The following is a 24000-nucleotide window of genomic DNA, read 5'->3' as shown; positions in this document are numbered from 1 at the left end:
CAGAGTTTTAAATATGAACAATAAAATAGAATATCTTAAATATATACATGACGCTAAGAATACAGTTGAGCCATTAAAAGTATCAGGTGATGACCTATTAAGTTTAGAGTATGAGTTACAAAATGTTGAACTACTTGTTCCTGTTGTTGGTGGGTTCAGTGCGGGAAAAAGCTCTTTGATTAATTCGTTTTTAGAAGAGGAAGTACTAGCAACTGCGATAACACCCGAAACAGCACTAGCTACTGAGTTGAGATATGCGAAGGAAAACTACATTGAGTCAATTGATAATAACGGTGTGGTGATTAAACACAGTATAGAGGAGTTTTCAAGCTTAAAAGATAACGCTAAAAAATTTCAGTACTTACGTGTATACCTTGAACACGATAGATTAAAAGCAATACATCCTTTAGTGTTAGTAGATATGCCAGGGTTTGACTCGCCCATTGATATGCACAATAAAGCTATTTTAAATTATTTAAATAGAGGAGTTTACTTTGTATTTTTGACGAGTGTTGAAGAGGGTAACATTTCTAGGAGTATGAAAAGAGAAATTGATAATCTTTATAATTTTGGTAAAGGGTTCTCTTTTTGTATAAGTAAAACAGACTTAAGACCCCCAGAAGATGTACGTCATGTAAAGGAACAAATTTCTGAGCAACTAATAGACTTTTTTGATTTTGAAGATGAAATTATGTTGCTTGATCAGAATGGAGGGAAGAACTTAGATGTGATATTGAAGTCTATTAACCCTGATTCATTAATAGAGTTACTTTTTCTTGATAGATTAAAAGATAATTATTTAGAGTTAATTGAAACTCTGAATGTTAAAATTTCAACATTTAAAGTATCACAAAAGGAAGCTGATGACGCAATAAGGGCCCTTCAAGGAAACATTAACGAAATAGTAGCTAAGAAAGAGTCGGCAATTCAAGATGTTGAGCGCCGTTATTCAAACCAGAGTGTAAAAACTATAAGTGATAGAGTTACACAAAGTTTAATGGATAACCGAACTCAGCTAATAGAGCTCGCGTTAAATAGCCCTCACTCATTTACGAATGAAGTCAATGAAATAGTGAAAAATAGTTTGTTGTCTAATACTCAAGAACAGTTTACATCAATAGGAAGCAGTATTATTAAGGATGTAAGCGCAGGTCTAAAATTTGATGTAGATCATAAGGGCGAATCAATTATAGATAATTCATTCGTTGATAAAATAAGCAACACAACTGAAAAGCTACTTAATCAAGCTCGAGGTGGTTTATCTAATTTATCTGAAGGAATGAATGAGAAAGCAAAAGTCGATGGAAGGAATGTATATCGAGCTATCGCTACAATTGTCGGTGTTACAACAAGTGTAATTGCCCCAGTAATTGAAATCATAGTTATTTTTCTTCCTGATATTATTTCCTTATTTACAAAAGAAGCAAAGGCGCGTAAAGCGCGCGAGCAGGTTGAAAAACAAATTGTTTTCGAGGTTATTCCTAGTATCAAAGAAAAAATTAACAGCTCTTTACCAGCAGAATTAAATGAGCAAATCGCAAGTTTAATATCTGATATAAGTGAACAATTCGAACGGCAGCTAGATAAAAAGCAAGTAGAAATAAAACAAGCTTCAGATGAAAAAAAACAAATAGCCGATGATTTAACACAAGAGATAGAAACATTAGAGTCTGCGAAACAAAGTTTATCTACTATTGCCAACCGACATCTTTTTAACAATTAAACTTTGAATGCTTAAAATGAGATATATAAGTTAATTAGGAACTAATATGAATATTATTAAATTGAATAATCAGATTGAAGATTTTGTTAAAAAGAATGACTTAGTTAATGACTCTTTAGCTTTGAAACAAAAATATGCAATAAGTACAAGTGATGATTGGCAAGAAGTTTTAAATAGCTTTAATGATGATGGTCGTGTATTGAAAATTGGGGTAGTTGGACGAGTTAAAGCAGGTAAAAGCTCAATGCTCAATGCTTTATTATTTGATGGTGAGGACTTGTTACCTAAAGCAGCGACGCCAATGACGGCGGCATTAACTATCATTAAATTCAGTGATAAGGTTAAAGCAAGTGTCGAATTTTTCAGCGAAAAAGACATTGCAGAGATAAAAAATAATCATGATTGTCACAATAAAGCATTAAGTGAAAAAATAGAGCTATTTACTAAAGAACAAAAAGAGCGATTGAGTAATAAGAAAAAAAGAGCTGGTGCAGCAGGTTTCACAGAAGAAGACATAAAAAGCTGTGAGGAAAAAGCCAAAAAACAAGCGGAAAGGGAGATGAAAAATGAATATACTTTTGCCGCATTTGACCAGTATTGTAAAATTAAGGCTTCTGGTAAAACTTTTGAAGATTTAGAAAAGTTCAAAGAAATAGAAGCCGATTCTCTTAAGTCATTAATGAATGGCAAGTTGAATGATTTTGTTGGTGCAAATGGACCCTATATGCCTTTTACCAAGTCGGTTACTTTACACATACCTCACAAAGGGCTTGAAGGGCTAGAAGTAATAGATACACCAGGAATTAATGACCCAGTTAGTTCTCGGGGCATTAGAACTGAAGAGTTATTACAACATTGCGATGTTGTAATTGTGGTGTCGCCTTCTGGTCAGTTTTTTAGTGAAGAAGATAAAGATTTATTATTACGAATTACAACCAAAGAAGGTACGCAGGAAGCTTATTTGATGGCAAGCCAAGTTGATAATCAGCTATTTGGCAGTGCAAGCCAAGATCTGTCAAGCCCAGTAGAAATAATAGATAACATTAAAAACCAACTCACATCACACGCACGTAGCACACTCCAGTATTTAACAAATCAATACCCAGAAATGAAAGTTGCGTACGATAAATTAAGTCAAAATAATGTAATTTGCACTTCTAGTATCGCCTATGCAATGTGTGAACGATTCGAACACAGAAGTTCATGGGATAGCAATATGAATCATGTATGGAATAATTTAAAAGATAAATTCCCTACAGAATTCAGCGGAGAGAAAAGTGCAAAAAATACATTAAAATCTTTGGCTAATATTGGAAGGCTTCATACGGTGATTAGTGAAGTTACAAGTCGTAAAACTGAAATTTTGAAAAAACGACAAGATGATTTTATTAACGATAAATTAAAAGCTTTAAATAACTATGTTGAAGGCTTGCATAAAGATATTTCTGAACGAATAAATTTGATAGAAGAAAAAGATGTCGCAGAATTACGTAAACAGACAAAAAATATAAATGAAAGCAATGAATCTATAAAGTTAAAGGTTGGGGCTGATTATAATGACCTTATAATCGAAGGTACATTACAACTAACGAAAAAATTAAAGACTCTAGTTAAAGAAAAATTCGAAAGTTTTAAAAACGCTTCCAATAACACGGAAATTAAGACAGGACAAGAGCCTTATGAGGTCTGTACAAAAGAAAGGTGGTACTGGTTTAATGAATATGAAACTAGATTCAGGGATGTGACGATAATAAATGCAACGGGCGTGCGCACCATATTTAACAGAACTCTTAACGATATAAAAGACGAAATTAACGAAAATACAATCAAATTTATACAAGGTTGGAAGAAAAACCTTAAAAATCAAGTTATTGAAAAGATGCGAAACATTCTTAGTGTTGCAGATTGTGAAGAGAATTTAATGCTCAAAGCTATTGATAATGTCGTTGCTTCAATACCACAGAGTAATTTTCAAATACGTGACGAACTTCCTGATGATTTGAATAAATCTGGTAAATTGAGAAAAGGTGAAGCAGAAAGATTTTACGATGCAATGCTTGCTTATGCTCATAATTTAGAAAATATGATAAGAGCTAATATTGAGTCATATACTAGTGAATTTGAGTCTAATTTAAAAAAAGTTAAACTTGCAGAAAGTTTAACTTTAAATCTTTCAAGCACTCTTGCGGAGTTAGTTAGCGAAATTGAGAATAAAGAAGTAAGTTTATATCGCTATAAAAAAATGCAAGATGAGTTAAGTCGTATTAAAACAGAATTATAAGAAAACACAGTGCAAATTCTACAAGATTAAAAGGGTAAGAGCCATAACGTATGACAAAAAGAATAAATAGACTCGAAGAGCTAATAAATACTTATCATCAGGGACAAATTGAAAGTTTATCATTTGTTCAAGATGAGGTAAAAGATTTAAATGATGCTTGTAATACAATTGATTTAAATAAGAATATAATAGAGCGTTTTAAATTAATATTTAATCAATCCAGCCAAATAGAGTTAAAGGAAACTTTGTTATCTTTGCAAGATAAGCTCGACAGCGGTTTACAATCACATCAAGAGCTCCTGTCAAGCGGATACGAAGCATTGCAAGAAGAGTTTCATTTTATAAACACTAAAGTTTCTGATTTGGAAGATGAAGTTGAAAACTTAAACTCAGTCAGTAAGCAGTTAAAGATTGAAAATGGAACTCTAAAAGAATTAAATACAACTCAAAACAATGCAATTGAACTTTTAAAACTCGATATTAAACAATTGACTGCTGAATTTAAAAAAGAAGTTTCTGTTTTAGAAGATAAAAATACAGAGTTGTATTTAACTCACGATAAATTGAAAAATGAGCATACTGAACTACAAAGATCTAATACTACCCACTTCAACGAGATACAATCATTAAAGCTCAATGCTAAGAAGTTAAACATTGAGTTAGATACATTAAGTATAAATCTCGATAAGCTTAAAGTTAAATTTAATGAATTAGAAGCTGAAAATCTAAACCTTAAAAGTCATATTAAAAGTTTAGAATTAGAATCAAGGCGTCTAAACATTGATATTAAAGTTTCAAGTGAACAGTATACAAAGCTAGAGGAACAATTTAATGAATTAGAAAAAAGCCATACTTTAACAGAAACACGCGAATCGTTAATTGGAGCATTATTATCAGCCCGTAACTCTAATCAGAATGTTACTAAATTTCATGATTTGCTACACGGGGAGTTTATGATGTTTGCAAATAACGAAGGTGCATTGATAAATGAAGCGGAAATATTTTATAAACTACAAGAGCTCGAGAGTGAGTTGCATGCTATAAGTACATATCCAGAGCTTCATAATAAGCGTGTTGTTTCAATTGGCGGTGGGTTTAGCTCCGGTAAGTCTGAGTTTATTAGTAGTTTATTTAAAAATGAACAGCTCAAATTACCCATTGGTATAAATCCCACTACGGCTATCCCTACTTATGTTTTTGATGGAAAAGAGACAGGTGTATTAGGGCTTAGCAAAACGGGGGGAGTAGTTGATTTATTATTAATAGATCCTGACATGCACCATAAGTTATCACACGAATTTATTTGTTCATTTGGTTTTAATCTAAAAGAAATAATGCCTTCCGTATTTTTAAGATCAAAGATGGCTTATAAAAATATATGTTTTATTGATACGCCAGGATACAACCCTTTAGGCTCTGTCGATGGTTATCAACATGAAGATGTGAATACAGCAAGGGAGTATATTGATAATGCCAATGCCTTGATTTGGCTCATCGGAGCTGATTCTAATGGCACTATCCCACGAAGTGACTTACTTTTTTTAGAAAATTTTAAAGAGCAGAGTGGTAAGCAACTTTATATTATTTTGAATAAAGCAGATGTTAAACCAATAGAAGAAATTGAAGAAATTATAGATGAAATTGAAGAAACTTTGGATGATTACGATATAGATTTTTTAGGTATAAGTGCATACAGCTCTATACAACGAAAAGAATATATTTTTAAAAAACAACCTCTTGCTAAATTCCTAAAAACTCAAAACTCTGCTTCAGATAAACATAACGAAATTATTCAAAGGTTGTCTTCAATAGCTAAAGAATACGAGGTCGCAATTTCAAATGATATGAAGAATCAAAATAATGTGGCCATTTTACTAAAAGGAATAAGGTTAGATTTACTCGCAAGCAATTTAGATGAAGAAGCCCCTAGTTTGTATAAAGGTGTTGTAGAAAAATCAGAGGAAATAAAAGCAATTGTAAGTAAAAAAAGCTCACATAAAAAGCAATTACAGGAATTAGAGAAAGTTATTGAAAAAATGATGAGTGCTATAGATACCGTATTTGAAAAAAAGATAACTCGAAGACGTAAAGATTATACTAAAGCAAGCCATAAAGATCGTGAATGGTGGTTAGTGAAAAGCTCTAGTACTTGGCGGAAGCTGAAGAAACGTAATTAATAATTTTAAGTAATGAATAGTGAAAGCAGGGAAGTCCTATTTGAACCTGAACAAGCATCTGAAAGGGTAGTGTTTAGAAATTTGTGTCATTTCAGTATTATTAAGAAAATAGGAGTGACACATGACTCAATCTTTCGGTTTCAACAAAGCATTAGCTGAGCTTCAAGCTGGTAAAGGCCTTACTGGCGCAGACGGTGTTCTACACCATTAATCAAACAACTCACCGAAGCAGCTTTAAAAGCCGAATTAGAGCAGCATCTACAATCTGAGACTCAAGTTAACCGTAAAAATGGTTCAACTAAAAAAACAGTTAAGTCATCCATAGGCCAATTCGAACTTGAAACGCCTAGAGACCGTTCAGGTTCGTTTGAACCTCAGCTAGTTAAAAAGAACCAAACTAAGTATAAGTAGGCGTGGAAACTGTTGGGATAATGCACCAATGGAGCGATTTTTTAGAAGCTTTAAAACGGAATGGATGCCAAAGGTTGGATATGGAAATTTTATAGATGCTAAATATAGCGTTAGTGATTATATCAACGGATATTACAACAACGTTAGGCCGCATGGTAACCCTCCCATTTTTAATGGAGGCTATCTGTAGAATTTCCGTTGTTTAACTTTTCCAGTTTTTGTATGGGTGTTATGCCACTTATACCCATGTTAGGGCGTTCATTATTATAAGTCCATAACCAATCGGTAGCTTTATCTTGTAACTCACTAATATCACTGTAAATATAATGACTTAGCCAGTCATACCTGACCGTACGATTAAATCGCTCTACATAAGCATTTTGTTGCGGGTTACCTGGTTGAATAAATCGTAATTCAATATTATTATTTAACGGCCACTCTGCTAATTTATGGCTAATATATTCAGGCCTATTGTCACACCTGATAGCTTTTGGCTTACCACGCCATTCTATAATTTGGTTGAGCGAGCGGATCACACGCTCAGCGGGGAGTGATAAGTCAGCATCTATTGTAAGTCCTTCGCGATTGAAATCACCAATCACATTAAACAAGCGACACCCTCTGCTATTAGATAATTGGTCATGCATAAAATCCATTGACCAACATTCGTTAATGGCCTCAGGTACAGCTAATGGTTCAGGCTTCTCCCTTGTTAAACATTTTCTAGGTTTTATTCGCAGATTCAACTCAAGCTCACGGTAAATACGATAAACGCGCTTATGATTCCATTTGTAGCCTTTAACATTGCGTAAATATAAAAACATAAACCAAATCCCCAATTACGCTGACATTGGCTTAAATCCAATAGCAACGCTGCAATTTCCTTATTTTCATCAGACAGTTTTGGGGTATAGCGATAGCATGTTTCACTTATGATGAAAGTACGACAGGCTAAGGAAATACTCATTTTATTTGTGCTAACGACTTCGTGTGCCAATACTTTGCGCTCAGAAGCCTTTACCACTTTTTTGCCATTGCCTCTTGAATGACCTCAGATTTTAGCCGCTCTTCAGCATACATTTTCTTTAAACGGCGGTTTTCATCTTCAAGCTCTTTCATTCGTGTCATTAAAGACGCATCCATACCGCCGTATTTAGCGCGCCATTTATAAAAGGTTGAATTGCCCATACCATATTCACGGCATAGCTCAGGGATTGGCACACCGTTTTCGGCTTGTTTTAAAATGGCGAGGATCTGACTGTCTGTAAAATGTGCTTTTTTCATAATTTTCTCCTGTGTTTACAATAAGAGAAAATTCTACGTTTGGCTTCTATTATTTTTCGGGGTGATTACCCTATTACTTGACTTTTACCGTAAAACTATTTAACACCTTGTGTGGGCACCGATGTCTAAACAAGGCACAGAAGCAGTTTGAAATAGGGGTCATAGAATATTTTATGAAATGACACGGAAAATATTAGGGTAGTGGTCACCTGATTTGAAATTTTTGGTTTGGAATTTGTGATTTGAGGTTTGTGAATTTGCAAGGGTAGGGGTCTAATTTTGAGAAAGATTAAAGAGCTAAAAAAGTGGTTTGGGCGCTTGGGCACAAGTTTGGGCACAAATCGATTAAAACTTGAATTTTTAGGATGATCTTTTGAGGCTTGGCTCTCGTTATTTTAAAACTTTTAATACAAAATAATAAAAAACTAAGAATTTAATTTTCAACAAAAAATTAAATGAGCAGATTGAATAGGGTTTTTTAACTGTTTGAAATATAGAGTTTAATTGGTACGACCGAGTGGATTCGAACCACCGACCTCTACCATGTCAAGGTAGCGCTCTAACCAGCTGAGCTACGGTCGTACAATTTTTTTAGGATTCTTAAATGTTGGTACGACTGAGTGGATTCGAACCACCGACCCCTACCATGTCAAGGTAGTGCTCTAACCAACTGAGCTACAGTCGTATTACTTTATTTAAGTAGGTGTTAATTGCTTAACAACGGCGGCTAATATATAGCGTGGCGGTTGGTGAATCAAGCAAGTTTGTTGTTTTTGAGTTTATTTGCCGTTTTTTTATTCATATTGGACTTATTTCACACGTTTTATAAAAACCTTGCCACCAAATCACATGTTTTTTTGCTGAGCTTTTAAGTAAGTTCAGTAAGTTACTTGTCGAGCCCGTTTTTACTAAGTTATTAATTTGAGGGCTTGAGATACTTTCGTTAAACCAAAGCTCATTATAAAGCGGTTGTAGTGCCTCTAGATAACCAGTTAATTGCGCTTGATAGGGCTGAATTTCTTTTAGGTAAAACTTTTGAAATACGTTGCTTATGATTTTTGCGTTTTTATTATTTTTATCCTGAGGGCACAACGTATTAAAGTTTAGTGTTTTTACAAACTGTGTGGCGTTGTTATTTAACACTACCTGCTTGCGGACTGATTGAATGAGTGCTTGGTTAAATTGAAATTTATTAAGCTGCTCGAGTGCACTAAAAATAGAATCGCTATTAATTTCACTAAATTCTTTAGCGTTTATTTGCTGCTTAATGAGTACAAGTTGCTTTAGTGCAAATACGGTATCGCTAAAACCAGCGGGTTCAGTAGTAAGCTCGTTTGAGGTGAGTTGCCAGGTACGATTTAACTCAGGCTCTTTAAATAACATGGTGTTAAAAAAGTGCATTAGGTGTGTTTCTTTGTAGTTTTTGGCTGCGAGTATTTTTGTGTAACTAGGACTGTTTTTATCAAGCGTGTTTAAGCAAACCTGCGCACTTTTAATAAAGTTTATTTGATATTTTAATTGCCCAGCAGCGCTGGCGGTTTTTCCTAATTGGTTATTGTGCTCACTTATAAGCACGTTAAGCTTACATTGGCTAATGCCTGCAAGCTCAACAATGCTCAGTGTTAAGTCACTTTGTGCTATTGGGGTAGGCTGCAGTAAGGGGAGTTGCTTGAGTGGCGCAGGCTGTGTTGGGCTTGTATCAACTGTGCTACTTAAGCGTTCAATATAAGTAACGTTTATACTACTTTGTGGTTTGTTGCAGCCAGTAAGCGTTAAAAAACACATTACCAGCAAAGCAGCTGGTAATGTTTTAAGGCTGAGTTTATTAGTTTTGATTGAGTACATCAATTTTAAGAAATTCATATTTTAGACGTTTTCTTACCGTTAGCATTAATAAAATAGCAGCGACACTAAGACCTACTATTATCCCAGTCCAGAAACCGTGTGGCCCCATAGCTGGCACAATTATGTCTGTTCTTGCTAATACGTAACCTAAACAAAAGCCGATTAACCAATACGATATAAACGTAATATACGATATAGGCGTGGTGTATTTTAACCCACGGAGTATGCCATTTGCTGCAACTTGCAGTGCATCAGGTAATTGGTAAATACACGCTAAAATCATAATTGATGAAGCCAATGCCATAACAGCGGGGCTGTCAGTATACAGTTGGCTAATTAAATCACGACCGGCAAACGTAATAAGTGCTAAAAATAACGCCACAGCAATGGCTAAAATATAGCTGGTAGAAACCGCAACTTTTAATTGAGCCATGTTCTTTTGGCCATATAAGTTACCTATACGAATGCTAATAGCGATTGATAGGCTCAGCGGCATCATAAACAGCAATGTAGTTACACTGGCTGCTATTTGATGCCCCGATATAGCTACTGCACCTAAATGCGCTATAAATAGCGGTATACACGCAAATAAAGTGACTTCAAAAAAGGTGGCGAGTGAAATTGGTATACCTAACTTAGTAATAATACCAATGGTAGTGAAATTAGGTTTTTCGAATGATGAAAGCAGGCCTTTAGCATCTACTTTTTTACTCATTTGGCAGTAAGTGACTTGCGCTATTGCCATAACAGTTAAAACAATTGCTGTGGCAATGCCACAGCCCGCGCCGCCATAAGCAGGAAAACCAAATAAGCCATTTATGAAAATATAATTTACCGGAATATTAACAGCTAAACCTAATAGGCTTATGTAAAACGCGGGCTTGGTCATTCCCATACCTTCGGTAACGTTTCTGTATACCGTAAAAATTAAAAATCCAAATACACCCCATTTCACAAAGTGAATGTAGTCAATGGCAAGGTTTGCAATTGCAGGGGTTGTATCGAGCTTAAAAATAATAGCATCTGCTAAATGGGCAATTCCAAAGCCTGTAAAGCTCAAAATAGCGGTTAAATAAAGCGCCTGTTGAAAATAGTGGCTAATGCCTTTGCGGTCATCACTGCCCGAAAACTGCGCAATAATACCGGTAAGCGCTAATAAAATACCTTGAAGCCCAAGTAATAAAGGGTTCCATATTCCTGTTGCAATAGACAGTGCAGCTAAGTCAGTAGGGCTAACTTGGCCTGCCATAATTGTGTCGACGACCGACATTAAAATAAGTGTAACTTGCGCTAAAAAAACAGGTAAAGCGAGGGAAAGTAAACGCTTGGCTTCCCAATTGCAAAAGGTCATAAAAACAGCTAATTGATAAAATAGGGCGTAATTGTAATCTATTGGGGTTTAAATAAAAATCACAGTAGTGAATGATTTTATGAGTTGATACGTTAAACTAGCACTTTGTAATAATTTAAAGTGATTTTATGTTTACAGGAATAGTGCAAACGCAAGCCACCGTGGTCTCTAAGACTCAAACAGACGGTGTTTTACGCTTAGTTGTATCGGTGAGCGATGAGTACGTTAAGCATTTAGATTTAGGCGCAAGTATTGCTATTAATGGCTGTTGTTTAACAGTTGTGCAAGTTGAGCTAAGTAATCACGATGTGGTAGCGCAAGTGCATTTTGATGTGATTGACGAAACCCTAAAGTTAACTAATTTAGGACTGCTTGAGTTGGGTAGTTTAGTTAATTACGAACGCTCTGTTACGTTTGGTACTGAGCTAGGTGGGCATATAGTGTCTGGGCATATTCATTGTACGTCACAAATTTCTCAAATAGTGAAGCTTGAGAACAACTGCAAAATACAACTCAGTTTGCCAAAAGAGTGGCAAAAGTATGTGTTATATAAAGGGTTTGTTGCGATAAATGGCGCAAGCTTAACCGTGGGCGAAGTTGATGAACAAGGTTTTTGGTTACACCTAATTCCGGAAACGCTCGCCATTACAAACATTGGTGCAGCGCAAGTGGGTGACAAGTTTAATATTGAAGTTGATCAGCAAACTTACACTATTGTAAATACAGTAGAAAACTACTTACGCCATCAGGCTTAAGTTAAAATATTTGTTCGTCGTCGCTGTCTACGTGTAGCTCTAATTTATTGTTAGCATGATCTATATGCATATTTAAATGAATTGGGTTACAGCAGGCAGTGCAATCTTCTATGTAGTCTTGATCGCCCATGCTTGCGTCTAAGTCTAAATGTATATGGTGTCCGCAGTGTGGGCACGTTATTCGTTGTGATAAAAAATCTTTCATAATCACTCCAGTTATAAATAATTAAGTTAGATTTAACTTAATCGCTTACAGATGAACGCCTACTTACTCATTAAATATAGTGCTGAAATGCAGCTTATGACACTTATTTTATACCTTCAAATACCAGCTTTTCTATATGTTGTTTAGCTTCAGTAAGATAGTGACCGGCAAAGATGTTAGCGTGATTTAAAATAGGGTATAGCTGGTATATTAACTTACGTTTTTCGTAATTTTGAGAAAGCGGGTAGTGCTGGTTATAGGCGCTATAAAAGTCTTTTGGAAGTGGCGCAAATAGTTCACTCATTGCAATATCCACTTCCCGATCACCATAATAACAAGCGGGGTTAAATACCGTTGGATCTGCTTTTAAAAAGCCCATATTTCCTCGCCAAAAATCGCCATGCAGTAATGAGGGCTCGACTTGATGACTATGCAGCAGTTCTTTAACGGCATTAATTAAGCGCTCGGGTTCAATAAAGTTAATGCCTTTTTCAGCGAGTAACTGTAATTGCCACCCTATACGCTCTTCGGCGTAAAATACATCCCATTTTTTATGCCAGCGATTAGGTTGTATAGTAGTGGCTATGTAGTTGTCTACATCAAAACCAAACATGGCTTGGTCGTGTTTTTGATGCATTTTAGCGAGGCTGCTTCCCATAGTTGCCCACGTGTTGTGGGGTTGTTTATCTAAAACAAGCCACTGTAAAACAATAAACGAAAACTCTATATTTGCACCGGTTGTAATGCATTCAGGGACTTTAAAATTACTATTTTGCGCTAAAAGCCTTAAGCCAATAAATTCACTTTCTAAACGTTCGAGTTCGCTTTTTAATGCTATTTTAACGAAGAAGTTATGCGTACCATTGGTAATATGAAATAGTTTGTCGGTATTTGTACTTTGTAATTGGCGTTTATAGGTGTGTTTAAAGTCAAAATTAATGGCTTGGCTGATGTGCTCATTTACTGTTTTCCACATAACAATTGCTCGCCTTTTAAACAGATACTTAAACTATGGCAAAAAGGTATTAATTTAACAATCTAAACGTTGTAAAATTAACGACTATATTGCATAAAAATTACACTTACTGTAATGGAGTAAAAATGAACAAAAGTTTAATAACCAATTTGCTAGCGGGTTTATGTGTTGTTGTAGGTTTTATGTTTAACCAAGTAATTGTGTTATCAGTTGGTTTATTTGCACTTTCTGGCGCGGTAACTAATTTATTAGCTATTCATATGTTGTTCGAAAAAGTCCCGTTTTTATATGGCTCGGGTGTTATTGCGCTTAAGTTTGAAAGCTTTAAAGTAGCTATACGAAACCTAATATTAACGGAGTTTTTTTCAGAGCAAAAAATTAATAATTTACTCAATAAAGCGCAGCCCAACATCGACTTTGAGCCAATAATTAGCAATGTTGATCTAAACCCTGCATTCGACAATTTACTTGTCGTTATTGAAGAATCTCAGTTTGGTAGCATGTTAGGTATGTTTGGCGGCACTGCAGCAATAGAGCCTATGCGTGAAAAGTTTATTGAAAAAATGCAATTGTCGCTTAGTGAGATTTCTCAAACTGACGACTTTAAAGCATTAGTAACCCAAACGCTTTCACAAGGTAATAGTGCAGAGAGCCTACATAAAACAGTACTTAAATTAGTTGATGAGCGCCTAGATGAGCTTACCCCTAAAATGGTTAAAGAGATTATTCAAACCATGATCCGTGAGCACTTAGGCTGGCTTGTAGTGTGGGGTGGTGTGTTTGGTGGCTTGTTTGGTTTAATTGCGGCCGTGATTTAAATATAGCTACTGATACCAATTTTAAAAAAATCATTCTATCGCATTAAATAGCGCACTTACTGCGTTAAAAATTGTTCGTGTACGAGTGCATGGATGCAGGAGGTAGAGCAATGCAGGGAGAAATTAGTGATAGCAACTACACGTTATAATTTCGCCTTATTATTGCGCTACTTTATTAGCGCAATAATAGATAACTAATTTAATGCAATTGGTATGACTTATTTTTTCAGGCTGTTATTATCGCCCCCATAATTTAGTCGTGTTTTTTAGGAGCAACGGTGAGCAAAACGTTAGCCAGTTATTATCAGCAAGCATACGCTTGCGATCAGCAGCATTTTAACCAGTGTTTTTATTGTGGCTGTGAAGCGACAGAGCGCGACCATTGTCCGCCGCTGCATATGCTACAAAGCATTGTTGATTTAGGTGAAGAAGCTGATTTTATATCTATTCCTGCGTGTTATGAGTGTCATGCACTTTTACATAACGAAAGGCTGATGACGATTGATGAGCGTTTCACTAAAATGAAGAAAAAGCTTGCCACTAAATACGCAAAACCTCTGCGTGTTTATAACATGTGGGAAGAAAACGAACTTGGCGATATGAGCGATGAGTTTGCGCATAGTATTCAAGCGGGTATGAAATTAGGAAAAGAAGCCGCTGAGCGTTTAGCGTTTACTGGTTTTAGCTATGCCACAGAAGATGCCAAAGTAGCAGTACGTGAAAAAACAAAAGAGTTTGATGTAGAAGGCATGATATTTACCGACTTTAAAGAGGCGCTAAATTACTGCATTAATGATTTAAACGTACAAAAAAGTGACTTTTATAAAATTTTGGTTGAAGACTACCAAGGGGATTTTAATAAAGCGCTAAGCCAGTATCGTCACCGTCATGACAAAGTGACAGCGGCTAAAGACGGTAATACAATTATTAAAGATTTTTCTAAGTTACATAAGCAAAACTCTGATTTTGTAACGCGTACGGTTAAGCACTTTATTAGTAAAGATCCATCGCTTACAACCGAAGGTGCGCTTGAAAAGTTGTATAACAATTATATAAAGAAATAATTACAGATATTCATCTTAATTAACTGCGTTTTCACCTGTTTTTTTGGCTTTATTCCTTAGCTTTCGCTAAAGTAGCAAAAAAACAGGAGATCCAAACAACATGCAAAAATTTGCACCTTCTTTATTAGCAGTTGGCTTAGCTGCTGCACTTGTAGGTTGCCAAGAAAACGGCCCGCAAGACGATAAAATAACAATCAACAAAAATCCTTACCCAAGCACTTATCAGCCCGTTTCTACATCAAGCACACTTATTATGAATGCAACAGTACTTACAGGTACTGGTGAGCGTTTAGATGATGCTGATGTATTACTTGTTGATGGCAAAGTACAACAAGTTGGTAAAGACTTAACTGCTACTGCTGATGTTACAATTGATGCACAAGGCAAATGGGTAACACCGGGTATTATTGACGTACATTCACATTTAGGCGCTTATCCAAGCCCTTCGGTTGAGTCGCATCAAGATGGTAACGAAATGACCAGCCCTAACACTGCAGAAGTGTGGGTTGAGCATTCTGTTTGGCCACAAGATCCAGGCTTTAATCGCGCACGCGAAGGCGGCATTACTTCTCTACAAATTTTACCAGGCTCAGCTAACTTATTTGGTGGACGCGGCGTTACGCTTAAAAACGTCCCTGCACACACTATGCAAGGTATGAAATTTCCAGAGGCGCCGTATGGTTTAAAAATGGCGTGTGGTGAAAACCCTAAACGTGTTTATGGTCGTCAAGGTGTATTGCCTTCAACTCGTATGGGTAATATGGCTGGTTATCGTATGGCGTGGGCTGAAGCCGCTGAATACAAACGTGCATGGGATAAGTACGATGCCGATTATGAAGCAGGTTTAAACCCAGAAGCACCAGTACGTGATATTAAACACGATACGCTTCGTGGTGTGCTTGAGGGCGAAGTACGTATTCATAATCATTGTTATAAAGCTGAAGAAATGGCAATGATGATTGACCTGTCAAAAGAATTTAATTACGACGCGGGTACATTCCATCACGGTGTAGAAGCATATAAAATTGCTGACCTACTTGCCCAAAATGGTTCGTGTGCTGCACTTTGGCCAGACTGGTGGGGCTTTAAAATGGAAGCCTACGACATGGTTCAAGAAAACGTAGCTATTGTTGATGCTGTTAAAAATTCATGTGCAGTTGTTCACTCAGATTCAGATACTACTATTCAGCGCTTAAACCAAGAAGCTGGCAAGGTTATGTACCGTGCTAACGAAAATGGTTTTGATATTTCTGAGCAACACGCTATTAAATGGATCACGGCTAACGCTGCTAAGTCGTTAGGTATTGATGATAAAACAGGTTCACTAGAAGCGGGTAAGCAGGGCGATGTGGTTATTTGGAATCAAAGCCCATTTAGTGTTTATGCTAAAGCTGAACAAGTGTTTGTTGATGGTGCAAAAGTTTACGATAGAAACGACAGCGCGTATCAAGCAACAAGTGATTTTATGTTAGGTCAACAATAAGGAGCACCCAGAATGAAAAATTTATCACGTTCGTTTTCGCTTTCTCTGGTTGCTGCAGGATTATTAGCATCTGGTGCTGTAAGCGCACAATCGCTAGCAATTATTAATGCAACATTGCATACGTCATCTGATCAAGGTGTATTAGAAGCGGCAAGCATTGTAATGACAGATGGTAAAATCACAGCGATTAACCCAACTGAAATTAAAGTAGATCAAATTATTGATGCAAAGGGCCAAATTGTAACCCCTGGCTTTATTGCAAGTATTAATCAACTTGGTTTAGTTGAAGTAAGTGCAGTTGCGGGCTCTCGCGATGCTGGCGAGGAAAAAGCCGGTATTGATTTTGACGTAAGTCTTGCTTACAACGCACATTCAAGCTTAATCCCTTACGCTCGTAAAGGCGGTGTAACACGCGATGTAATTACCCCTCATGGCGGCGATAGCATTTTTTCAGGCCTTGCGAGTGTTGTTGATTTAAGTGGTAGTTTTGACAGCGACATGCAAAAACAAGCGGCTTTAATTGTTTACTTAGGTGAGCGCAGTAAAGGCTCTCGTGCTTTTACTTTGCAAACACTGATTAATAAACTTGATGAGCACAAAACTAAAGCTGGTAAAAAAGCTAAAAAAGATGACGACAAGCCAAGTACTGAAGACAAAGTAATGGCAAAAGTACTCAGTGGCGAAATGCCATTAGTGGTTGGCGTATCACGTGCGGCAGATATTATTGAGCTTATTAAAGTAAAAGAGCAATTTGGTATTAACTTAGTACTTAACGGCGCACAAGACGCTGTTGTAGTTAAAGAGCGCGTTGCTAAAGCAAATATCCCAGTGATTATTAGTGCAATGGACAGCTTACCAGCAAGTTTTGATTCGCTTCATGCGAGTTTAGATAATGCAGGTGTGCTAGAAAAAGCAGGCGTTAAAGTATTATTAACGGTAGGTGGTGATGCAAGTCACAACATTTATCAGCTGCGTTTTGATGCTGGTAATGCAGTATCGTATGGTATGAGCCAAGAAGGTGCGTTAAAAGCGGTTACATCAAACGTTGCTGATGTATTTGGCATTAATGCAGGTAGCCTTGAAGTAGGTAAAGCTGCTGATGTAGTAATGTGGAGTAATGACCCGTTTGAACTAAGCAGCCACGTGAGCAAAATGTTTATTAATGGCGTTGAGGTATCTACACAATCTCGCCAAGATAAACTGCGTGACCGTTATACGACTGATTCAAAAATGCCACGTGCATATACTAAATAATTAAAATAAATTTAATTATTTTAAAGGCCGCTATTTTATAAATAGCGGCCTTTTTGTTTGTAAAATTTAGACATAAAAAAGCCGCTTACTTTTACAAGTAAGCGGCTTTTAAATTTAAACCAATATTTATACTAATTTAGCAAGAATATCGTTAAATGTAGTGCTTGGACGCATCGCTTTAAAGGCTGCATCATCGTTAGGCTGGAAGTAACCGCCTAAATCAACTGCAGGGCCTTGCGCATCGTTAAGTTCACTTACGATTTGTTCTTTATTAGACTCAAGGTCGCTAGCAATTTGAGTAAACTGTGCTTTAAGTTCACTGTCATCATTTTGCTTAGCAAGTTCTTGTGCCCAGAATAAAGATAGGAAGAAATGAGAACCACGGTTATCAATTTCTTTCACTTTACGTGAAGGAGACTTGTTTTCTGCTAAGAAAGTACCAGTCGCTTTATCTAGCGTATCAGCAAGAACTTGTGCCTTGTTGTTACCCGTAGTTACGCTTAGGTGCTCAAGAGATGCAGCAAGTGCTAAAAATTCACCTAAAGAATCCCAACGTAAGTGATTTTCTTTTTCGAATTGTTGAACATGCTTAGGTGCAGAACCACCCGCGCCAGTTTCAAATAATCCACCACCGTTCATAAGTGGAACAATTGAAAGCATTTTAGCACTCGTACCTAGCTCTAAAATTGGGAATAAATCTGTAAGGTAATCACGTAAAACGTTACCTGTTACAGAAATAGTGTCTTTACCTTCTTTAATTCGCGCTAGTGAGAACAATGTTGCTTCAAGCGGTGCTAAAATTTGAATATCTAGGCCAGCTGTATCGTGATCTGGTAGGTATTTATTTACTTTTTTGATTAGCTCTGCATCATGTGCACGGTTTTCGTCTAACCAGAAAATAGCTGGAACGCCTGTTGCGCGTGCACGATTTACTGCAAGCTTAACCCAATCTTGGATTGGTGCGTCTTTAACCTGACACATGCGCCAAATATCGCCTTGCTCAACACTGTGCTCAAGTAATGTATTACCATTTGCATCAACAACACGGATAGAACCGTCAGCTTTAGCTTCAAACGTTTTATCGTGTGAACCGTATTCTTCAGCTTTTTGAGCCATAAGGCCAACGTTAGGTACGCTACCCATAGTTGTTGGATCAAACGCGCCATTTACTTTACAAAAATCAATAGTTGCTTGGTAAATACCCGAGTAACAACGATCTGGAATTACAAAGCTAGTGTCTTGTAATTTACCATCGTTATTCCACATTTGACCGCTTGAACGGATTGCAGCAGGCATAGAAGCATCGATGATCACGTCACTTGGTACGTGTAGGTTTGTAATACCACGGTCAGAATCAACCATAGCAATAGCAGGGCGGCTAGCGTAAACAGCTTGAATGTCCGCTTCAATTTCTTCGCGCTTAGCATCGTCTAATGTTTGAATTTTAGAATATACATCGCCTAAACCATTATTTACATCAACACCTAGCTCTTCAAAAAGCTCACCGTGTTTAGCAAATACATCTTTGTAGAATACTTTTACAGCGTGACCAAAGATAATTGGATCAGATACTTTCATCATTGTCGCTTTCATGTGAAGCGAGAATAAAACACCTTTTTCTTTAGCAGCGTCAATTTCAGCAGCTAAGAAAGCTTGAAGCTTAGAAGCGCTGATGCTTGATGCATCAATAACTTCGCCAGCTAAAAGAGGCGTGCTTTGTTTAAGTACAGAAACGTCGCCGTTAGTTGCAACATGTTCAATACGTACATCAGTGGCTGTATCAACAGTTACTGACTTTTCTGAACCAAAGAAGTCGCCTTCGCTCATGCTTGCAACATAAGACTCTGAATCTTTGCTCCACGCACCCATTGAATGCGGGTTGTTACGTGCATATTCTTTTACAGAACCTGGTGCGCGACGATCAGAGTTACCTTCACGTAGTACTGGGTTTACTGCACTGCCTTTGATTTTGTCGTAAGCAGCTTGAATTGCTTTTTCTTCATCATTTTTAGGTTCAACAGGGTATTCTGGAAGAGCGTAACCTTTTGCTTGAAGCTCTTTAATTACAGCGCGAAGCTGTGGTACAGATGCACTGATGTTTGGTAATTTGATGATGTTTGCTTCTGGTGTTTTAGCAAGCTCGCCAAGTTCAGCAAGTGCATCACCAATGCGTTGTTCTTGTGTTAAATAATCAGGGAAGCTAGCAATTACACGACCTGCTAATGAGATATCGCGAGTTTCAACTTCAACACCGGCCGCATTTGTATATGCTTGGATGATCGGTAGCAACGAGTAAGTTGCTAGTGCCGGAGCTTCGTCCGTTTTTGTATAGATAATTTTTGATGTCATCATCATTCCTAGATAGTAGACCGAAAAGGTCTTATTCAACAATGCAAAGAAAATCATTACTAATGAGTGAGTACATATTATTAAACAAGTTAATGAATACATACGCTCGTAATGAATAGTTTGTTAGGTGTTGGTACTCAGCGTTGCTCTTTTATAAAAGCAGAATAGTCACACCTGACGAACTGGAATTGTATTTATAGCTAAAAAATTAACAAAAATAAATCAGCCTTTAGCCTAGTACATATAAAAGAGGCGACAAGTTGGATTAGTTGCTGCGTTAATACGCAATTTTTAGCACCAAGAGTGTAACAAGCTTAAATAAAAAGGGCTAGAGGTTGAGCATGCCCAATAAGCAGTTAAACAATCAACTCTTAGAACATTGGGGTATATAAAATAAATTCAAGGAAAAGGGTTGAATTTGAATGAAAAGAGGCAATAAATAGGGGAGAAGAGATAAGTTAGTATGCTTAAGGAATTAAGCGAGGATCTTAAAAGGTCACTCGCTTTAGTCGAACAAAACAATAGTCACTCAATAATGTCACCATCTGGGGCAATATTTTTAGCGTGTAGACCTTTAGGTCCTTGTTCTAATTCGAATGTTACATCTTGACCAGCTTTAAGCGTTTTATAACCGTCCATTACAATTGTTGAGTAATGAGCGAAAATATCATTCTCGCAGCCGTCTTCTACGATGAAACCAAAACCTTTAGCGTTGTTGAACCATTTAACTTTACCGCAAGCCATACTTCTACATCCTTCAATAAGTTGACTAATTTAGTTATTCTAAATTGTATTATTTGCTAGACTGACTAAGGTTTAATCAATCTACGTTTGACTGTAGTTTATTTAGCCAACCAGTCAAGTGTTTTGAGTTATTTTTTTAACATTTTATTTATTTTTTATTCAAGTTTGCTTGAGTTACAAAGACAAGACTATATTTAATTATGAGTGGTATGAAAGATTCAGGTGTTATCGATACAGTTCGCGACAGCGAAAAGCAAAAGCTACAGCCGCCGCGAAAATATAAAGTTGTTTTAAATAACGACGACTACACGCCGATGGACTTTGTAATAGAAGTTTTAACGACGTTTTTTAATATGGATAGCGATAGAGCAACCGACGTGATGCTTCAGGTTCATGAAAAAGGTAAGGGTATATGTGGTGTTTACAGCGCTGACGTAGCCCACACCAAAGCTGAACAAGTTAACCGCTACGCGCGTGATAACGAGCATCCACTGCTTTGTAGTTGTGAGCAGGAATAAATACCAATTAGGGTGATCAAACATCCGATTGTTGTGGTATAAATTATTATCTCAGTAAGGGGTTGCCAATGCTAAACAAAGACTTAGAACTCACATTAAATGCCGCGTTTCGTGAAGCGCGCACTCGCCGTCATGAGTTTATGACCGTAGAGCACCTTTTACTTGCGCTGTTAGATAATCCTTCTGCAGGAGAAGCCCTAAACGCGTGTGGTGTTAATATTTCTGGTTTAAAAACCGAATTATTAGAATTTATTGACGAAACAACACCCGTCATTCCAGATTTAGAAGAAGAGCGTGAAACTCAGCCAACACTTGGCTTTCAACGTGTATTACAACGCGCTGTGTTCCATGTGCAATCGTCAGGTAAAAATGAAGTCACTGGCGTGAATGTGCTAGTTGCTATTTTTTCTGAGCAAGAAAGCCAAGCTGTATATTTACTTAAAAAGCATGATGTATCGCGTTTAGACATCGTTAACTTTATTTCGCATGGTATTTCTAAAGCAGATGATGAATTAGGCAACGACAGCGACGATATTCATGATGAAGTGCAAGAAGTTCAAAATGAAGAAGCAAGCAAGCTAGACAGCTTTACAACTAACTTAAACGTTCAAGCTCGTGAAGGTAACATTGATCCACTGATCGGACGCGACAGCGAAGTAGAGCGCACGGTACAAGTATTGTGTCGTCGTAAAAAGAATAACCCATTACTTGTAGGTGAAGCGGGCGTTGGTAAAACAGCCATTGCTGAAGGCTTAGCGTATCGCATTGTTAATAAGCAAGTACCAGAAGTAATTGCAGATGCTGTTGTGTATTCGCTAGATATGGGGGCATTGCTTGCGGGTACTAAATACCGCGGCGACTTTGAAAAGCGCTTTAAAAGCTTACTAAAAGAGCTACAAGCCGAACCAGGCTCTATTTTATTTATTGATGAAATACATACCATAATTGGTGCCGGCGCGGCGTCTGGTGGTGTTATGGACGCATCAAACTTGCTTAAACCACTCCTTTCAAGTGGTAAGCTACGTTGTATGGGTTCAACAACTTACAACGAGTATAAAAATATTTTTGAGAAAGACCGTGCATTAGTACGTCGCTTTCAAAAAATTGATGTACTTGAGCCAAGTGTTGCCGACACCACTAAAATATTAAATGGCTTAAAAGAGCGTTACGAAGAGCACCATGGTATTCGTTACACTCAAAAAGCACTAAAAGCAGCTGCAGAGCTCAGTGCTAAATACATTAATGAGCGTCACTTGCCAGATAAAGCAATTGATGTAATTGATGAAGCCGGTGCAAGTCAGCGCCTGCAACCTAGCTCTAAACGTAAAAAAACCATTGGCGTGGCAGATATAGAACTAATTATATCTAGAATGGCACGTATCCCAGCGCAAAGCGTCTCGTCGACAGATAAAGAAACGCTTAAAAACTTAGACCGTAACCTTAAAATGCTCGTGTTTGGGCAAGATCAATCTATTGACGCACTTACATCAGCTATTCGTTTATCTCGCTCTGGTTTATCGAGCGAAGAAAAGCCAGTAGGTTCGTTTTTGTTTGCAGGGCCTACCGGTGTGGGTAAAACAGAAGTAACTAAGCAACTTGCTAAATGTATGGGTGTTGAGTTTATTCGTTTTGATATGTCGGAATATGTAGAACGCCATGCAATTAGTCGATTAATTGGTGCTCCACCAGGGTATGTTGGTTTTGAGCAAGGTGGTTTATTAACAGAAGCAGTTATTAAAAATCCACATGCTGTTGTACTACTAGATGAGATTGAAAAAGCGCATCCAGACATTTACAACATTTTGCTACAGGTTATGGATCACGGTACGTTGACCGATAATAACGGCCGTAAAGCTGACTTTAGAAATGTAGTGGTTGTAATGACTACCAATGCGGGCGTACAAGAAACTACGCGTAAGTCGATTGGTTTTACAGAGCAAGATCATACGCACGATGCAATGGGTGCAATTAATAAAGTATTTTCACCAGAATTTAGAAACCGTTTAGATAACATCATTTGGTTTAATCACCTTGAACGTGAAGTTATTTTACTGGTGGTTGATAAGTTTATTGTGGAACTGCAAGCGCAGCTTGATAAAAAATCAGTTAACCTTGAGCTTACGTCTAAAGCACGTGAGTGGTTGGCAGATAAAGGCTACGATAAAGCAATGGGTGCACGTCCAATGGCACGTGTTATTCAAGAAGAGCTTAAAAAGCAATTAGCTAACGAAATACTGTTTGGTGAACTTGTTGATGGCGGTACGGTTAAAGTATCAGTTAAAGACAAGAAGATTCGCTTTGATTACGAGAGTAATTTAACACCAGCGTAAAACGTTAATTAAATAATTTAGTTAAATAAAATGGCCCGCTACATAATAGCGGGCCATTTTTTTGCCCTTTTTATAGGCAACAAAAAACCCAGTAAAAACTGGGCTTTTTGTTTATTAAATGTAATTGCTAGTCAATGTCTATCAATTACATTTAATAAACGCTTAAAGCTAGTAAAACACTAGCCAAAAACTAAATCTCGTTTACGCACTTACTTAGCGAGCACGGAATACGATACGACCCTTTGATAAATCGTAAGGAGTCATTTCTACCGTTACTTTATCGCCGGTTAAAATACGGATATAGTTTTTGCGCATTTTGCCTGAAATATGAGCCACAACTACGTGACCATTTTCTAGCTCAACTCGGAACATTGTATTTGGTAAAGTATCAAGGACTGTCCCTTGCATTTCGATTACGTCTTCTTTCGCCAT

Annotated in this window: 17 protein-coding genes, 2 tRNA genes and 3 pseudogenes; 12 read left to right on the top strand and 10 right to left on the bottom strand. The window is 37.1% G+C overall.

Going from position 1 to position 24000, the window contains the following annotated elements; genetic code table 11:
* The first annotated feature begins 13 nt into the window (after positions 1 to 13).
* The 5 genes and pseudogenes from GQR45_RS04475 to GQR45_RS04455 form a co-directional block, all read left to right on the top strand.
* Positions 14 to 1723 carry a dynamin family protein gene (locus GQR45_RS04475; protein WP_165725226.1) on the top strand — a complete coding sequence of 570 codons (1710 nt, stop codon included), beginning with the start codon at positions 14 to 16 and terminating at the stop codon, positions 1721 to 1723.
* Positions 1724 to 1769: 46 nt separating this feature from the next.
* A complete protein-coding gene (locus tag GQR45_RS04470) occupies positions 1770 to 4004 on the top strand; it encodes a dynamin family protein (protein WP_165725225.1) in 2235 nt (744 codons plus the stop codon).
* 50 nt (positions 4005 to 4054) lie between these two features.
* Positions 4055 to 6181 (top strand): dynamin family protein, encoded by a 2127-nt coding sequence (locus GQR45_RS04465; protein ID WP_165725224.1) that lies wholly within the window; start codon positions 4055 to 4057, stop codon positions 6179 to 6181.
* Between the two features lie 121 nt (positions 6182 to 6302).
* Positions 6303 to 6583: pseudogene (locus tag GQR45_RS04460) on the top strand (transposase); the annotation flags it as partial.
* Positions 6570 to 6782: pseudogene (locus GQR45_RS04455) on the top strand (integrase core domain-containing protein); the annotation flags it as partial. The pseudogenes GQR45_RS04460 and GQR45_RS04455, both read left to right, overlap by 14 nt.
* Here the strand turns inward: GQR45_RS04455 and GQR45_RS04450 are convergent.
* The 5 genes and pseudogenes from GQR45_RS04450 to GQR45_RS04430 all read right to left on the bottom strand — a co-directional run bounded on the left by GQR45_RS04450 (position 6763) and on the right by GQR45_RS04430 (position 11072).
* Positions 6763 to 7876, bottom strand: a pseudogene (locus GQR45_RS04450) (IS3 family transposase). The pseudogenes GQR45_RS04455 and GQR45_RS04450 overlap by 20 nt on opposite strands.
* 505 nt (positions 7877 to 8381) lie before the next feature.
* Positions 8382 to 8458 (bottom strand) — tRNA-Val (locus tag GQR45_RS04445).
* A 26-nt stretch (positions 8459 to 8484) separates the two neighbouring features.
* Positions 8485 to 8561, bottom strand: a tRNA-Val gene (locus GQR45_RS04440).
* Between the two features lie 113 nt (positions 8562 to 8674).
* A complete protein-coding gene (locus GQR45_RS04435) occupies positions 8675 to 9739 on the bottom strand; it encodes a DUF3080 family protein (RefSeq protein ID WP_165725223.1) in 1065 nt (354 codons plus the stop codon).
* Entirely contained in the window at positions 9702 to 11072 is a 1371-nt protein-coding gene (locus tag GQR45_RS04430; protein WP_165725222.1) for an MATE family efflux transporter, read from the bottom strand. Before GQR45_RS04430 ends, GQR45_RS04435 begins: the two co-directional genes overlap by 38 nt.
* A gap of 128 nt (positions 11073 to 11200) precedes the next feature.
* Between GQR45_RS04430 and GQR45_RS04425 the strand changes: the two genes are divergently transcribed.
* A complete protein-coding gene (locus tag GQR45_RS04425; RefSeq protein ID WP_007585130.1) occupies positions 11201 to 11827 on the top strand; it encodes a riboflavin synthase in 627 nt (208 codons plus the stop codon).
* 1 nt (position 11828) lies between these two features.
* On the opposite strand, the gene GQR45_RS04420 is transcribed toward GQR45_RS04425, so the two are convergent.
* Both GQR45_RS04420 and GQR45_RS04415 read right to left on the bottom strand, forming a co-directional pair.
* A complete protein-coding gene (locus GQR45_RS04420; RefSeq protein WP_008166246.1) occupies positions 11829 to 12032 on the bottom strand; it encodes a CPXCG motif-containing cysteine-rich protein in 204 nt (67 codons plus the stop codon).
* 103 nt (positions 12033 to 12135) lie between these two features.
* Positions 12136 to 13008, bottom strand: coding sequence for a fructosamine kinase family protein (locus GQR45_RS04415; protein WP_165725221.1), 873 nt, complete (start codon positions 13006 to 13008; stop codon positions 12136 to 12138).
* Between the two features lie 125 nt (positions 13009 to 13133).
* Here GQR45_RS04415 and GQR45_RS04410 point away from each other — a divergent pair, with 125 nt between their 5' ends.
* The 4 genes from GQR45_RS04410 to GQR45_RS04395 all read left to right on the top strand — a co-directional run bounded on the left by GQR45_RS04410 (position 13134) and on the right by GQR45_RS04395 (position 17627).
* Positions 13134 to 13826: a DUF445 domain-containing protein gene (locus tag GQR45_RS04410; protein ID WP_165725220.1), complete on the top strand. Its 693-nt coding sequence runs from the start codon at positions 13134 to 13136 to the stop codon at positions 13824 to 13826.
* A gap of 278 nt (positions 13827 to 14104) precedes the next feature.
* Positions 14105 to 14890, top strand: a complete 786-nt coding sequence (locus GQR45_RS04405; protein WP_007585117.1) for a hypothetical protein — start codon at positions 14105 to 14107, stop codon at positions 14888 to 14890.
* 100 nt (positions 14891 to 14990) lie between these two features.
* The gene (locus GQR45_RS04400) at positions 14991 to 16373 is read left to right on the top strand and encodes an amidohydrolase (RefSeq protein ID WP_165725219.1); all 1383 of its coding nucleotides are present in this window, start codon (positions 14991 to 14993) and stop codon (positions 16371 to 16373) included.
* A 12-nt stretch (positions 16374 to 16385) separates the two neighbouring features.
* Positions 16386 to 17627, top strand: a complete 1242-nt coding sequence (locus GQR45_RS04395) for an amidohydrolase family protein (protein ID WP_010552615.1) — start codon at positions 16386 to 16388, stop codon at positions 17625 to 17627.
* 126 nt (positions 17628 to 17753) lie between these two features.
* Here the strand turns inward: GQR45_RS04395 and GQR45_RS04390 are convergent, their stop codons facing one another.
* Both GQR45_RS04390 and cspD read right to left on the bottom strand, forming a co-directional pair.
* Positions 17754 to 19976 carry an NADP-dependent isocitrate dehydrogenase gene (locus GQR45_RS04390; protein WP_007585113.1) on the bottom strand — a complete coding sequence of 741 codons (2223 nt, stop codon included), beginning with the start codon at positions 19974 to 19976 and terminating at the stop codon, positions 17754 to 17756.
* Positions 19977 to 20501: 525 nt separating this feature from the next.
* On the bottom strand, positions 20502 to 20720 hold the full coding sequence (gene cspD, locus GQR45_RS04385) for a cold shock domain-containing protein CspD (protein WP_002962500.1): 219 nt from the start codon (positions 20718 to 20720) through the stop codon (positions 20502 to 20504).
* Positions 20721 to 20929: 209 nt separating this feature from the next.
* On the opposite strand from cspD, the gene clpS reads away from it, so the two are divergent.
* Together clpS and clpA are read left to right on the top strand one after the other, a co-directional pair.
* A complete protein-coding gene (gene clpS / locus GQR45_RS04380; RefSeq protein ID WP_007585109.1) occupies positions 20930 to 21238 on the top strand; it encodes an ATP-dependent Clp protease adapter ClpS in 309 nt (102 codons plus the stop codon).
* 68 nt (positions 21239 to 21306) lie between these two features.
* Positions 21307 to 23568, top strand: coding sequence for an ATP-dependent Clp protease ATP-binding subunit ClpA (gene clpA, locus GQR45_RS04375; protein WP_165725218.1), 2262 nt, complete (start codon positions 21307 to 21309; stop codon positions 23566 to 23568).
* A gap of 213 nt (positions 23569 to 23781) precedes the next feature.
* Here clpA and infA read toward each other — a convergent pair whose 3' ends face one another.
* Positions 23782 to 24000 (bottom strand): translation initiation factor IF-1, encoded by a 219-nt coding sequence (gene infA, locus GQR45_RS04370; protein WP_002962494.1) that lies wholly within the window; start codon positions 23998 to 24000, stop codon positions 23782 to 23784.

It is taken from the genome of Pseudoalteromonas sp. SA25 (genome assembly GCF_011378705.1).
In the GTDB taxonomy this organism is placed as follows: domain Bacteria; phylum Pseudomonadota; class Gammaproteobacteria; order Enterobacterales; family Alteromonadaceae; genus Pseudoalteromonas; species Pseudoalteromonas arctica.
Note: the sequence above shows the minus strand (reverse complement) of the source record. Positions and strands in the feature narration are given on the sequence as shown.

Bases quoted from the DNA above. Each gene is read 5' to 3' on its own strand.
- GQR45_RS04475 (WP_165725226.1), top strand. From the start codon at position 14: ATGAACAATAAAATAGAATATCTTAAATATATACATGACGCTAAGAAT.
- GQR45_RS04470 (WP_165725225.1), top strand. From the start codon at position 1,770: ATGAATATTATTAAATTGAATAATCAGATTGAAGATTTTGTTAAAAAG.
- GQR45_RS04465 (WP_165725224.1), top strand. From the start codon at position 4,055: ATGACAAAAAGAATAAATAGACTCGAAGAGCTAATAAATACTTATCAT.
- GQR45_RS04435 (WP_165725223.1), bottom strand. From the start codon at position 9,739: ATGAATTTCTTAAAATTGATGTACTCAATCAAAACTAATAAACTCAGC.
- GQR45_RS04430 (WP_165725222.1), bottom strand. From the start codon at position 11,072: ATGACCTTTTGCAATTGGGAAGCCAAGCGTTTACTTTCCCTCGCTTTA.
- GQR45_RS04425 (WP_007585130.1), top strand. From the start codon at position 11,201: ATGTTTACAGGAATAGTGCAAACGCAAGCCACCGTGGTCTCTAAGACT.
- GQR45_RS04420 (WP_008166246.1), bottom strand. From the start codon at position 12,032: ATGAAAGATTTTTTATCACAACGAATAACGTGCCCACACTGCGGACAC.
- GQR45_RS04415 (WP_165725221.1), bottom strand. From the start codon at position 13,008: ATGTGGAAAACAGTAAATGAGCACATCAGCCAAGCCATTAATTTTGAC.
- GQR45_RS04410 (WP_165725220.1), top strand. From the start codon at position 13,134: ATGAACAAAAGTTTAATAACCAATTTGCTAGCGGGTTTATGTGTTGTT.
- GQR45_RS04400 (WP_165725219.1), top strand. From the start codon at position 14,991: ATGCAAAAATTTGCACCTTCTTTATTAGCAGTTGGCTTAGCTGCTGCA.
- GQR45_RS04395 (WP_010552615.1), top strand. From the start codon at position 16,386: ATGAAAAATTTATCACGTTCGTTTTCGCTTTCTCTGGTTGCTGCAGGA.
- GQR45_RS04390 (WP_007585113.1), bottom strand. From the start codon at position 19,976: ATGACATCAAAAATTATCTATACAAAAACGGACGAAGCTCCGGCACTA.
- cspD (WP_002962500.1), bottom strand. From the start codon at position 20,720: ATGGCTTGCGGTAAAGTTAAATGGTTCAACAACGCTAAAGGTTTTGGT.
- clpS (WP_007585109.1), top strand. From the start codon at position 20,930: ATGAAAGATTCAGGTGTTATCGATACAGTTCGCGACAGCGAAAAGCAA.
- clpA (WP_165725218.1), top strand. From the start codon at position 21,307: ATGCTAAACAAAGACTTAGAACTCACATTAAATGCCGCGTTTCGTGAA.
- infA (WP_002962494.1), bottom strand. From the start codon at position 24,000: ATGGCGAAAGAAGACGTAATCGAAATGCAAGGGACAGTCCTTGATACT.